The sequence below is a fragment of the Citromicrobium bathyomarinum genome, from assembly GCF_021021475.1.
In the GTDB taxonomy this organism is placed as follows: Bacteria; Pseudomonadota; Alphaproteobacteria; order Sphingomonadales; family Sphingomonadaceae; genus Alteriqipengyuania; species Alteriqipengyuania bathyomarina.
In genome coordinates, this window is sequence record NZ_JAINWL010000001.1 from 55163 (window position 1) to 68663 (window position 13501).

The 13501-nt window shown below is 65.8% G+C and carries 9 protein-coding genes; 3 read left to right on the plus strand and 6 right to left on the minus strand.

The window, feature by feature from the left end; translation table 11 throughout:
* Positions 1–116 precede the first annotated feature (116 nt).
* Entirely contained in the window at positions 117–1418 is a 1302-nt protein-coding gene (locus K7H93_RS00295; RefSeq protein ID WP_230781839.1) for an ammonium transporter, read from the plus strand.
* Here K7H93_RS00295 and K7H93_RS00300 read toward each other — a convergent pair.
* The 6 genes from K7H93_RS00300 to K7H93_RS00325 form a co-directional block, all read right to left on the minus strand.
* Positions 1415–2158, minus strand: a complete 744-nt coding sequence (locus tag K7H93_RS00300; protein WP_230781840.1) for a lipase family alpha/beta hydrolase — start codon at positions 2156–2158, stop codon at positions 1415–1417. The genes K7H93_RS00295 and K7H93_RS00300 overlap by 4 nt on opposite strands.
* Before the next feature lie 4 nt (positions 2159–2162).
* Positions 2163–3569, minus strand: a complete 1407-nt coding sequence (locus K7H93_RS00305) for an NAD(P)H-dependent flavin oxidoreductase (RefSeq protein ID WP_010237511.1) — start codon at positions 3567–3569, stop codon at positions 2163–2165.
* 31 nt (positions 3570–3600) lie between these two features.
* The gene (locus tag K7H93_RS00310; RefSeq protein WP_010237509.1) at positions 3601–4362 is read right to left on the minus strand and encodes a class I SAM-dependent methyltransferase; all 762 of its coding nucleotides are present in this window, start codon (positions 4360–4362) and stop codon (positions 3601–3603) included.
* 49 nt (positions 4363–4411) lie between these two features.
* Complete coding sequence (prfB, locus tag K7H93_RS00315) at positions 4412–5539, minus strand: peptide chain release factor 2 (protein ID WP_230781843.1); 1128 nt, start codon at positions 5537–5539, stop codon at positions 4412–4414.
* A 68-nt stretch (positions 5540–5607) separates the two neighbouring features.
* Positions 5608–8100, minus strand: a complete 2493-nt coding sequence (locus K7H93_RS00320; RefSeq protein ID WP_230781845.1) for a penicillin-binding protein 1A — start codon at positions 8098–8100, stop codon at positions 5608–5610.
* Positions 8101–8173: 73 nt separating this feature from the next.
* On the minus strand, positions 8174–9043 hold the full coding sequence (locus tag K7H93_RS00325; protein ID WP_230781847.1) for an N-acetylmuramoyl-L-alanine amidase family protein: 870 nt from the start codon (positions 9041–9043) through the stop codon (positions 8174–8176).
* A gap of 490 nt (positions 9044–9533) precedes the next feature.
* On the opposite strand from K7H93_RS00325, the gene K7H93_RS00330 reads away from it, so the two are divergent.
* Positions 9534–12491 carry an Rne/Rng family ribonuclease gene (locus K7H93_RS00330; RefSeq protein ID WP_230781848.1) on the plus strand — a complete coding sequence of 986 codons (2958 nt, stop codon included), beginning with the start codon at positions 9534–9536 and terminating at the stop codon, positions 12489–12491.
* Positions 12492–12560: 69 nt separating this feature from the next.
* A complete protein-coding gene (locus K7H93_RS00335; RefSeq protein WP_230781849.1) occupies positions 12561–13457 on the plus strand; it encodes a haloalkane dehalogenase in 897 nt (298 codons plus the stop codon).
* Positions 13458–13501 lie beyond the last annotated feature (44 nt).

The window sequence follows — 13501 nt, forward strand, 5'->3', positions numbered from 1 at the left end:
CGCGGGAAAAGGTGAACCCCGGTTTACCAGTTATGCGCAAAAGCCGGGCTATAGGGTTTCGCGCCCGCGGCCGTCTGCCGACATTTGCGGGCTGACTTGCTGGAGACCCCACCCCGATGACCAGATTCGTTTCCGCCATGCTGCTGGCCGTGCTGCTCGCCAGCCCGGCCTTCGCACAGGACGCGGGCACTCTGGTGGAAAGCGATACCGGCGACACCGCGTGGATCCTTATCTCCTCCGCGCTCGTCCTGCTGATGACGCTGCCCGGCCTCGCGCTGTTCTACGGCGGACGGGTGCGGGCCAAGAACGTGCTGTCGGTCGCGCTGCAATGCGGCGCTGTCGCGGCGGTGATTTCGGTTCTGTGGGTGATGACCGGCTACACGCTCGCCTTCGGCGACATCGGCAATGGCTGGTTCGGCAATGGCCGCGCATGGATGCTGATCGAGCTGACCAATGTGCGTTACGGCACCACCGTGCCCGAAAGCGCCTTCGTGCTGTTCCAGATGGGCTTCGCGATCTTCGCCACCGCGCTGATGGTCGGCGCGTGGGCGGAGCGTGCACGCCTTGGCTGGGTCGTGCTGTTCTGCGCCGCTTGGAGCCTGATCGTCTACGCTCCCGTCGCGCACTGGGTGTGGGGCGGCGGCTGGCTCGTCAGCACTTTCGGCACGATGGATTTTGCAGGCGGACTGGTGGTCCACACCACCGCAGGCGTCTCCGCGCTGGTCGCGGCGGCGCTGATCGGCCCGCGAGAAGGTTTTTCGGACAAGCCCATACTGCCCCACGCCCCCGTGCTGACCATGATCGGCGCCGCCCTGCTGTGGGTCGGCTGGTTCGGCCTCACCGGCGGCTCCGCCCTCTCGGCGACCGACGATGCGTCGAGCGCCATCATCAACACCCATCTCGCAGCCTGTGTTGCGGCGCTGGTGTGGCTGCTGATCGAGCGGATCGCGCTGGGCAAATGCACCACGATTGGCTGGGCGACCGGTGCGGTCGCGGGCCTCGCCACGATCACGCCCGCGGCGGGCTATATCGCACCGGGCGCGGCAATCCTGTTCGGCGCGCTCGCCCCGGTCGTTTGCTACGGCGCGCTGGTGCAGGTGCGAAAGTGGGGCATCGACGATACGCTGAGCGTGTTTGCGGTCCACGGCATGGGCGGAATGCTGGGCACGCTGCTGCTCGGCCTGTTCGTCTCCTACTCGCTCGGCGGCACGGGCTATCCTGCGGGGATGACCCCGGCCACGCAGCTCGGCGCGCAGGCGATCGGGGTAGCTGCGGTCGCGGTGTGGAGCGCGGTGATGACCGGCATTCTCGCGCTGGTCATCGGCATCCTCATCCCCATGCGGGTCAAGCGCAAGCGCGAGATCGAGGGGCTGGACATGACCAGCCATGGCGAGCGCGGCTGGTACTTCGCCGACTAGCGGCTTCGCGGCAGTTCCTCGCCGAGGATATCGAGGATCCGCTCGATCGAGGCGCGGCTGGCGGAAAACTCGAAATGCCGCTCGGGCACTTCGATCGCGCGGTCGCACTCGCCCTCTTCCCCACGTGAACAGGCGGGCGCGATGATCCCGTCGCGCGGCGACCAGATCGCGATCGTGCGCACCGGCGGCTTCTGCCGGGGGTCGTCGGAAATCGGCGGATTGTCGACCTTGTGGTCGTTGAGTGCCTCGTACAGCCGCCACGCGTTATTAGCCCGCCGGTCGCCCGAAAAGGGCGTGCCCAGCGTCATCACCAGCGCGACCTTGTGCGGATGGCGCTGCGCCAGCACGCGGGCATAGAGGCCGCCCAGACTGATCCCGATCAGCGCCACCGGCTGACCGGTTTCGCGCCATATCTGGTCCAGCCGCGCCTCGGCCCGGTCGAAGAAGGCCTGGGTGATGCCGGTCATCATCGCGCTGATCCGCGCAGGGTATGCGTCGTAGCCCGCCGCATCGAGCGTGCGCCGCATCAGCGAAGTCGCGCCGTCGTTCGACATGATCCCGGGGATGACCAGGACGGGAGGACGCGGGCCTTCACGCTCTACCGGTCGCACATGCTCCGGCAGCCGGACCCGGCGCACCGGGCTCGACCATATCTTGGGCAGGTTCGGCAGTTCGCGCAGCCAATAGCCGAAAGGCGGTGCCAGATGGTCGTCTCGCAGCGCGTCTTTCGGCTGGGGCATTGCGTCAGTCTCCGGTCAGAATACGCTCCACCAACTGCTTCACCGACGGGGTGAAGTTGTTGGAATAGAACGGGTCCTGCTTGAAGCGGTACGCGGCGTGACCGGCGAAGGCGAGGTTCTCGTCCGGATCGCCGCCATGCGCGATATCCTGCAGCGTCTTCTGAATGCAGAAGCTGCGCGGATCGGCGAGACGGCCGGTGGTGTGATCGTCGTGATCCTTCCAGCTCGAAAACTGGCAGTGCGACAGGCAGCCCATGCAGCCCTGCTGGTCGGCACGGATCTGCTCGGCGCTTTCGGGGGTCACAAACACCACCGTGTTGTCCGGCGTCTTCAGCGCCTCGGTAAAGCCTTCGTGCATCCACGCCTGCGCCTTGCGCTGGTCGCCGGGGTGGACGAAGAAATACTTGGCCTTGCCGTGATCGGAGAGCGGGATGGTCCCCTCTTCCTCATCACGCTTGAAGATCGGGATCTGCCGTTCGGAGCGGTGCATGAGGTCGTAGAGGAACGGCGTCTTGACCGCGCTGGAATAGAATCCGGTCGGGCTGAACTTGTGCAGCAGCACGTCGCCCGGCTCGATCGTGCGCAGCATGTCTTTCCACACCTGCGGGATCGGGCTTTCTTCGGTCAGCAGCGGGCGCGTGCCGAACTGGAACGCGATCTTGCCCAGCTCGGGATTGTCGATCCACTCTTCCCACTCGCGCAGGAACCACACGCCGCCAGCCATCACGATGGCGGTGTCTTCCGACACGCCTTCCTTGCGCATCGTTTCGCGCAGTGCCTTCACGCGCGGATAGGGATCTTCCGGCTTGGTCGGATCTTCGGCGTTGGACAGGCCGTTGTGCCCGCCCGCCAGCCACGGGTCTTCGTAGACCACCGCCGCCAGCAGGTCCGGCACCTTGGAATAGCTGCGCTTCCACAGCGCGCGGAAGGCCCGCGCGGAGCTGACGATCGGCAGGTAATGCACGTTGTAGCGTGCGGCGATCTCAGCCAGCTTGTAGGGCATGCCCGCACCGCAGGTGACGCCGGTAATCTTGTCGGCGCAATTATCCAGCACGCCTTCCAGCACCTGCTGTGCGCCGCCCTGTTCCCACAGGACGTTGATGTTGATCGCGCCCTTGCCGTCGGCGATTTCGTAAGCACGATTAACCTGCTCGGTCGCACCATCGATGGCGTAGCGGACCAGCTGTTCGAACCGTTCTTTGCGGGTCGCCTGCGGGTAGACCTGCGGGATCGGATTGCCGTCCTCGTCATAGGTATCCGCGTTCACGGCCGACACGGTGCCGATGCCGCCCGCGGCGGCCCATGCGCCCGAGCTTGCGTGATTGGTCGCCGAAACGCCCTTCCCGCCTTCGATCAGCGGCCACACCTCGCGACCGCCGTACTGGATGGGTCGCAGTCCTTTAAATGCCATCAAACTTCCAATTAATCAGCTGGGCGCGCCTTTACCCATTGGCTTGGCCATTATCGGCATCGGACGCGCTTTTCTGCCCGGTACAGGGCACGATGTCCTTTGGGTCGGGCCTTGTAGCGCCGCGAGAGAATTGTGCAAAGTATCCCGCAAGTTCGGGTGCCTGCTCGATCCGGTCGAGCCGGTAGCCGACCCGTTCGAATTCGCAGGCGAGCAAGGCGGGGGGAATGCCGTGGCGGTCGGTCGGGCGGTCGATATCGACCACGATCACCTTGCCGCCGTCTTCGAGCGAGGGCCACAGCCGCCACAGGAAGGCGTAGGGCTCTGCCACCTCGTGATACATGTGGACCATGAAGACGCGGTTGAAGCTGTCTTCGGGCAGGCGCGGATCGTCCTGCGCGCCAGCCTTGATCGAGACATTGTCGAGCCGTTCGCGCTCGACCCGGCGGCCCAGCCGCTCCAGCGCGCCGCGATCGATATCCTGCGCCAGCACGCGGCCATGCTCGCCCACGCGCTCCGCCAGCCGGACCGTGTAATAGCCCTCGCCCGCGCCGATATCGGCCACCGTCATGCCCGGCTCGATCGAGGCCATGTCCATCACCTTGCGCGCCTCGCCCTGGCTGTCTCGCGTTTCCTCATCGGAGAACGCGTTCGCGCCGAGGTTGGAGACGGGGCGATCGGGTAACGGAAAAGCCCGCGCGGTTTCAGGCCGCTGCGCCCCTTCGGAAGAAGAGCCGCAGGCCGCAAGCGCGAGCGTGGTGCATGCCAACAGGGAAAATGCCGTGCGTGCCATCATCGGGCGGCACTTAACCGCGCATGCCAGACTTGGCAAAGCGGCTTTTGCCCTATTCGACGTCTTCCACCTCGACCGCCTCGCCCGTCACCCGCTGCGCGAGCGCGGCAGAGATGAACGGGTCGATCGCGCCGTCGAGCACGTCGCCCGGTGCGGTAGAGGTTTCGCCCGTGCGCAGGTCCTTGACCAGCTGATAGGGCTGGAGGACATAGCTGCGGATCTGGTGGCCCCAGCCGATCTCGGTCTTCTCGGCATATTCGCCCGAGGCCGCCGCCTCGCGCTCGGCCATCTCACGCTCGAACAGGCGCGCCTTGAGCATGCTCATCGCGGTCGCCCGGTTCTTGTGCTGGCTGCGGTCGTTCTGGCTGGCCACGACGATACCGGTCGGCTGGTGGGTGATGCGAACCGCGGAATCAGTCGTGTTGACGTGCTGCCCGCCCGCGCCCGACGCGCGGTAGGTATCGATCTTGAGGTCGCTCTCGTTGATTTCGATCTCGATATCGTCGTCGATCACCGGATAGACCCAGACCGAGCTGAAAGAGGTGTGCCGCCGCGCGCTCGAATCGTAGGGGCTGATCCGCACAAGCCGGTGCACGCCGCTTTCGGTCTTGGCATAGCCATAGGCGTTCTCGCCCTTGATATGCAGCGTGACCGACTTGATCCCGGCCTGCTCGCCCGACTGGTATTCGACAGTCTCGACCTTGAAACCGCGCTTTTCAGCCCAGCGGACATACATCCGCATCAGCATTTCGGCCCAGTCCTGGCTTTCGGTGCCACCGGCCCCGGCGTGAACTTCGAGATAGGCGTCGTTGGCATCCGCCTCGCCCGAGAGCAGCGCCTGAACCTTGTCGGCATCGGCGCGCGCGGCGAGCTTTTCGAGACTGGCGAGCCCCTCGTTCGCGATATCGTCGTCGCCCTCCGCCTCCCCGAGTTCGACGAACTCGATCGCGTCGGCCATTTCGGACGAGATGGTGTTGACCGTGCCGATCGCGCTTTCGAGCCGCTTCTGCTCGCGCATGATCGCCTGTGCCTGCTTGGGATCGTCCCACAGGGTCGGGTCCTCGACCCGCGCGTTCAGCTCGTCCAGTTCGCGCAGCGCGCGCTCCCAGTCGAGCGACTGGCGCACCAGCGCCAGCGCGGCTTCGATCCGGTCGATATGGGCCTGCCCTTCGGCACGCATTGCTTTTTTCTCCACAGAAACGGGCAGGCAGCGCTAGGGACGCGCCGCGCCCATGGCAAGGCGCGGGATCAGTAAATCCCGCCCTGTTCCTCGACGAAGCTCTCTGGCGGCTCCTCGCGCTCGGCCGCCAGCGCGGCTTCGTTCTTCGCCCTGCGGGCGCGGCGGATCAGGTCCAGAAACTCCTGCCGCTGGGCCGCGATTTCGGATGCGCGGGTGGACCGTGGCGGTTCGGTATCGGGCTTGAACGCCTCCCAGATAACCGCTGCGTTATCATCGGTGCTGGCGGGTGCATCGAACACCCGGCCACCGGTGCGCCGCTCGACCCGGACCATCCGCACGCCTGCCGGGGCGACCGGGGGATTGGCGCTCCACCGCTCGCGCGTTTCCTCGATGAAATCCTTCACGATCGGCGCTGCGATGGTGCCACCTTGCGCATAGCCGCCCATATTGCGCGGTCGGTCGAAGCCCAGATAGGTGCCGACCATCAGCTGCTGCGTACCACCGATGAACCACACGTCCTTGGGCCCGGTGGTCGTCCCCGTCTTGCCAAACAGCGGCAGGCCGGTGCCGCGCAGCACCTTGGCGGTGCCGCGGCTAACGACGCCTTCGAGGATGTGGGTGATCTGGAACGCGGTCCGCGCATCCATCACCTGCCGCCCCATCGGGCCGGGCCGGGGCATGGCCGAGCCATCCCACTCGGGCATGTTGCAGCCCTCGCACTCGCGCTGGTCGGCACGCCAGATCACCTTGCCACGACGATCCTGCACGTAATCGATCACGGTCGGATCGTTGAGCCGACCATGATTGGCGAGGGTGGAGAAGGCGTTGGTCATCTTCTCGACCGTCGTCTCGCCCGCGCCCAGCGCGAAAGCGATGTAGGGTTCGTACGATCCAATCCCGACCCGCTCGTAGGTCTTGATCACATTGGGCATGCCCGCCTCGTTGGCGATATTGGCGGTCATCACGTTCTGCGAATTTTCGAGGCCGTAGCGCAGGGTATAGGTCCCCGCGCGCCCACCGCGCACGCATTTCTGGCCGAGCTGTGCGCCCTGATAGGCGCAGAAACTGCTGTTATCGACCTGCGTCGCCGGGGTCATCCCGTTGTCCAGCCCGGTGGCGTAGACGAAGGGCTTTACCGTCGAGCCCGGCTGGCGGTTGGCCTGCGTGGCCCGGTTGAAGCTTTCCAGGCGGCTGTCCCACCCGCCCTGCATCGCCATGATCCGACCGGTCTGCGGGTCTTCGACCACGATCCCGCCCGACGCATCGGGGATAACCGCCACCCGCCAGCCATTGCCCGAGGGGCGCACCGCGAGCACGTCCCCCTCCTTGAGCGAGCTTGGCGCACCGCTCAGCGTGGCGGTCTGCCCGTCGGAGAATACGATCTGGCCAGACCCGGTGAAGGCCGCGACCCGCCAGTCCTTGTAATTGATCCCGATATTCGCGCTTGCGAGCTGGCTGCCCAGATCGCCCTTGCTGGGGTCGAGCGTGGCGACCGGGCCGCTCCATCCGCGGCCGCCGTGATAGCGCAGCATTCCCTTGCGCAGCGCATCGCGCGCGGCCTGCTGGTATTCGAGGTCGAGCGAGGTGCGCACCCACAAGCCGCCTGCATAAACGCTGTTGGGCCCATCATCCGCCGTCTCGCCGAACCGGTCGAGCAGCTGGCGGCGGACCTCTTCGATGAAATAGCCCGCATCGGCATTGCGGATCGAGGCCGCGCCCGAAGTCAGCCCGAGCGGCTTGGCCTTGGCGGCGGCGACATCGGCCTCGCTCGCCCAGCCATTCTCCGCCATCTTGTCGAGCACGTAGTTGCGGCGCGTGATCGCGAGCTCTTCGTACTTGGAGCGCCCGTAGCGTTCGGGCGCCTTGGGCAGGATCGAGAGGAACGCCATCTCATGCAGGTCGAGATCGCCGACATCCTTGTCGAAATAGGCGCGCGCCGCCGCCTGCACGCCGAAGCTGCGCCGGCCGAGCGGAATCTCGTTGAGATAGAGGGTGATGATTTCCTGCTTGGTCAGCGTCTGTTCGATCCGCCGCGCGACCAGCATTTCCTTCAGCTTGCGGGTGATCGAATACTCATCGCTCAGCAGCACGTTCTTGGCGACCTGCTGGGTGATGGTCGACCCGCCGACCGCACGTTCGTCCGTCCCGGCCTTGCGCGCATAGTCGAGCACCGCGTTGAGCGTGCCGGTAATATCGACCCCGTTGTGCCGCCAGAAGGTCTCGTCCTCGGCGGCGAGGAATGCGTTGACCAGCGGACGCGGGAAATCGACGTAATCGAGCTGCACCCGCCGGTCGCGTGCATAGCTGCCAACGATCTCGCCATCGGCACCGCGTACCACGGTGGGCAGCGGCGTCTCGTAATCCTGCAGCGCGCTCGCATCGGGCAGGTCGCGTCCGATCAGGAACCACGCGATCCCGACCAGCGCCAGAAAGGCGATCGTGCCATAGACGATCCAGCGGACCGCCCAGTTGTCCCGCCACGTCTGTTTGAACTCGGCGAAGGCGTCCTGCGATCCACGCTGGATCCGGTAACGGATATGTTCGACTGATAGCTCGGTCATGATGCGGCAGCGCCCTTAGCACGCTCCTCGCGCAGACCGCCATAACCAATGGTGAACATTCGCACGGGGTCGTTTAGCCGACCGACTGGCGGGCGAAGAACACGCGGATCGCGCGGGCAAGAAAACCGGCAAATTCCTCGCGCCCCTCGTCCGACGATAGCCGCGCGGCATCGTCCGGATTGGTCAGGAAGCCGACTTCGAACAGCACTGCGGGCACATCGGGCGCACGCAGCACCGCGAGCGCAGCGGAGCGCTGGGTCTGCGAATGGAAGCGATGCCTGCCCTTCCCCTCACGCTCGATCAGCTCGCCGAACTCGCGGCTGGTTTCCTGCACGCGGCGCTGCGAGAGTTCGACGAGGATGTCGTTCACCGGATCGCTCTGGTTCCTGACCACCACGCCGTTGAGCAGGTCGGCATTGTTCTCGCGATTGGCGAACCGCGCCGCGGCCTCGCTCGATGCTTCGCGCGACAGGGTGTAGACGCTGGCCCCGAACGCGCTTTCGGAATCGCCCGCGCTGTCTGCGTGGAGCGAGATGAACAGGTCGGCATTGAGCCGCCGCGCGATCTCCGGCCGTTCCTGCAGGACAAGGAAAGTATCGTCCTCGCGCGTCAGCGCCACGCGGATGCCGCCTTCCTCGATCAGGCGATCCTTCAGCGCCAGCGCCAGTTCCAGCACCACGTCCTTCTCGTACCGGTCTCCCGAGACGGTGCCCGGGTCCTTCCCGCCGTGACCGGCGTCGATCACAACCAGCGGGCGCGAATTGTCGGGCGGGCCGTAGATTGTCGGAAGATCGACCGGCTGGCCCGCCTTCGGCAGCACCAGGCTGATCACGTAGTCGCGTCCCAGATGCGGCACCGGAATGGTCAGCCCAAGCACATACACCCCGCCGACGATCACCACCGGCAGCAGGAAAATTGCGAGGATCTGAAAAAAGCGGCCCATCCCTGTCCCTAGTAAGATGTCGCGCCTCGCTTGCGCAATAGACGTGGTATGCTTGCGCAATAGAGTTGCCGCGCCCTTCGCGCGATGCTAGCCCCTTCCAGTCTCGAGGCGCGAGCCCCTTTTCGATCAGCGGGTTGTCCGCTTTCGCAGTTGGGCTCGCGATCGGGACGACAGACCGGCCATTCGGATTACACCCTGCATGGCCGACCCCGCAAACTAACAGGTTGATGCGACCAATGCGCACTCCCCACCCGTTCGATCCTGCCACGCCGCAAGGCCGGGTGGGCGGACGCATGGTCGGGGCCGAGCACATGGCAGCCGTCCGCTTGGTCGCAGACGCAGACGCTCCCCATATGCCCCCGATCGGGGCGGTGGCGGAATTCCCATCCCGCCTGGCCCGCGAAGGCCGGCGATTTTTCACGACAGATAGCGCGCCCTGCCGCGACCGCCCCACCAGGCTGACGCAGGCGAAGCGCGTGGAGACACAGACATGGCACAGCGCATGCTTATCGATGCGCGCCACACGGAAGAAACCCGTGTGGCCGTACTTAAAGGCAACCGGATAGAAGAATTCGACTTCGAGTCGGCCGAACACAAGCAGATCAAGGGCAATATCTACCTCGCGAAAGTTACGCGGGTAGAACCCTCGCTGCAGGCGGCCTTCGTCGATTTCGGCGGCAACCGGCACGGGTTCCTCGCCTTCAGCGAAATCCACCCGGACTATTACCAGATTCCCAAGGAAGACCGCGACGCACTGCTCGCCGAAGAGGCGGAAGCCGCCGAAGAGGAAGAGCGTCTGCGGGCCGAGGAAGAAGAAGCCGGGCACATGCCCGGCGATGAGTACGACGCGGAAGACGATGAATCCGCCGAAGCCCTGGCCGAAGACCTCGCCGAAGACGGGCTCGAGGAAATCGACACCTCGGACAAGGACAAGGTCTCCACGATCGAGGAAGGCCAGCTTTCCTCGGACGATGATGACGACGACGATGATGACGACAGCAATGGCGACGATGCCGATGCTTCCGAGGGTGGCAACCGCCGCCGCGGGCGTCGCGGTCGCGGCGGTCCGCGCCGTCAGGGTCAGGGCAAGCCGCGCAGTCGCGCCAAGGAAGTGGACGAGGCACGCGCCCGCCGCCAGGCGCTGCGTCGCCGGTACAAGATTCAGGACGTCATCCAGCGCCGTCAGGTGCTGCTGGTGCAGGTCGTCAAGGAAGAGCGCGGCAACAAGGGTGCGGCGCTGACCACCTATCTCAGCCTCGCGGGCCGCTACACCGTGTTGATGCCGAACTCGTCGCACGGCGGCGGGATCAGCCGCAAGATTTCCTCCGCATCGGACCGCAAGCGTCTCAAGCAGGTCGTCGGCGATCTCAACCTGCCGCGCACCATGGGCCTGATCGTGCGCACCGCAGGGCTCAGCCGCACCAAGACCGAGATCAAGCGCGACTTCGACTATCTCGCCCGCCTGTGGGACGAGATTCGCGAGCGCACGCTGGGCTCCAGCGCGCCATCGCTGATCCATTCGGACAGCGACCTGATCAAACGCGCGATCCGCGACATCTATAATCGCGAGATCGAGGAAGTCGTGGTGGAGGGTGAGGAAGGCTACAAGTCCGCCCGCGCCTTCATGAAATTGCTGATGCCCAGCCATGCACGCCGGGTAAAGGCCTATTCGGACCCGGTCCCGATGTTCCAGCGCTACGGCGCGGAAGACCAGCTGCGCGCGATGTACGAACCGGTCGTGCAGCTCAAATCGGGCGGCTATCTGGTGATCAACCCGACCGAGGCGCTGGTGTCGATCGACATCAACTCGGGCCGCTCCACCAAGGAGCACGGGATCGAGCAGACCGCGACCGCGACCAACCTGGAAGCGGCGAAGGAAATCGCCCGCCAGCTGCGTCTGCGCGACATGGCGGGTCTGGTCGTGATCGACTTCATCGACATGGAGCACAACTCCAACATCCGTAAGGTCGAGCGGACGATGAAGGACGCGCTCAAGAACGACCGCGCGCGGATTCAGGTCGGCCGCATTTCGGGCTTCGGCCTGATGGAAATGAGCCGCCAGCGCCTGCGCACCGGCGTTCTCGAGGCGACCACCCGCGAATGCCCGCACTGCGACGGCACCGGCCTGGTCCGCACCGCATCCAGCGCCGGTCTCTCCGCGCTGCGCCTGATCGAGGACGAGGCGGCCAAGGGCAAGGGCACCACCATCACCCTGTCGGCCAGCACCGAAGCTGCGGTCTATCTGCTCAACGCCAAGCGCGCCGACTTGGTCGAGATCGAAGAACGCTATGGCGTCAAGGTCGAGATCGTGCCCGAAGGTGAGGACGAAGGCGCCAAGATGAGCGTCGCCAGTTCCGGCCCCCGGCCCACCGAGGCGCCCAAGTTCGAGCCGATCGTGATCGACGAAGCCGAGGACGACTTCGAGGACGAGGCGGACGACAGCGACACCGAGGACGAGGATCAGGGCCGCTCGGGCGGCAGGTCTTCCGACGATGGCGACAATGACGACGACCGTCCCAAGAAGAAGCGCCGGCGGCGGCGTGGCGGTCGCGGTCGCAACAAGCGCCGCGATAACGACGGCGAAAACGCCGACGACCGGTCGAACGACCGCTCCGGCGAAGAGCAGTCCGACGATGACCGGGCTGGCGAAGACAGCGCAGACGAATCGTCGAGCGATGACGGCGACGACAAGCCGAAGAAGCGTCGCAGCCGCGGTGGTCGCGGTCGACGCAAGAAGCAGGACGACGCCGGCGAGGCTCAGCAGGACGTATCCGACCATGTCGTGGAAGACATGGCCGTCGTCGCCGGACCGGACGACGCACCGGCCACCGCCGATGCTGCGACCGCCGAGAAGCCCAAGCCCAAGCCCAAGCGCCGCAGCCGCGCCAAGAAGGCCGATGCCGAGCAGCCGACCGAGGCTGGCGACAGTCAGGAAGCGGGCACGGATGCCGTGAAGGATGGGGCCGAAGACAAGCCCGCACCCAAGCGTCGCAGCCGCGCCAAGAAGGCGGACACGCCTTCGCAGGATGCTACCGGTGACGACAAGGCAGAGGAACAGGCCGAGGAAAAGCCTGCACCCAAGCGCCGCAGCCGCGCCAAGAAGCCAGTCGAAGGCGATGAGCAGAGCGACGCGAAGGCCGAACAGGCCGATGCCGGCGAGAAGAAGGCTCCCGCCAGGAAGCCCCGCGCTCGCAAGACGCCTGCCAAACCAGCGGCCAAGAAGGAGACCGAAGCGCAGCTGACCGACGACATCGCGGTCGTTGCCGGGCCGGAAGACACCCCGACCGACCCGCAGGAAGCGGCTGAAAAGTCGCCCTCCCCGGCACCTGCACCCGCACCCGCTCCGGCCCCGGCACCCTCGGCCTCCGCCGATGGTTCGGATGACGGCAACGGCGATGACGACAAGCCGCGTCGCGGCGGCTGGTGGCAGCGGACCTTCGGGGCCTGATCGGCGCCACCTTCGGCGTCCAGCAATGATCGGACGCGTGCGGTAGGATAATCACAAGGATCGACATTGATGAGCCTTGCCTACCGCACGCCCGACAGCCGTTTCGCCAATCTGCCGGACTTCCCGTTCCGGCCCAATTACCACACGCTCAGCGAAGGCCTTCGCGTGCATTATCTGGACGAGGGGCCGCGCGATGCGCCCCCCGTGTTGATGATGCATGGCGAACCGAGCTGGTGCTATCTCTACCGCCACATGATCGGCCCGGTGGTCGAAGCGGGCTATCGCGTGCTCGCGCCCGATCTGATCGGCTTCGGCAAGTCGGACAAGCTGACGAAGAAGAGTGCCTATTCCTACGCCCTTCACGTCGCGTGGATGCGCGACTGGCTCGACGCGCTAGAGCTCGATAACATCGTCCTCGCCTGCCAGGACTGGGGCTCGCTCGTCGGCCTGCGGCTGGTGGCGGACATGCCCGACAGGTTCGCTGCGGTGGTGCTGTCGAACGGCGGCCTGCCCGCAGGGGAACCGGCACCGCCTGCGTTCGACAAGTGGCGCAGGTTCTCCCGCTACAGCCCGGTCTTTCCGATCGGCAAAATCCTGCAAAAGGCAACCGCGCGCACGCTCAGCAAGGCGGAGGTCGCGGCCTACGATGCGCCCTTCCCCACCCGTGGCAGCAAGGCGGGCGCACGCATCTTCCCCTCGCTCGTCCCGCTTGGCCAGAACCCGGCGGTGCCCGATCAGAGGGCGGCGTGGGAAGTGCTCGACCGGTTCGAGAAACCCTTCACCTGCGCCTTTGCCGACAGGGACCCGATCACGCGTGGCGGCGACGCGAAATTCCGGGCGCGCGTCCCCGGTGCCAAGGGCAATCCGTTGCACCGCACGCTGAAGGGCCATCACTTCATTCAGGAAGACGACCCGGAAGGCTTCGCCTCCGCCATCATCGAAACCGCGATGCGCGCGGGGGTTTAGCGCACCTTACTCCCCTCCCCCTGGGGAGGGGCTGGGGGTGGGGG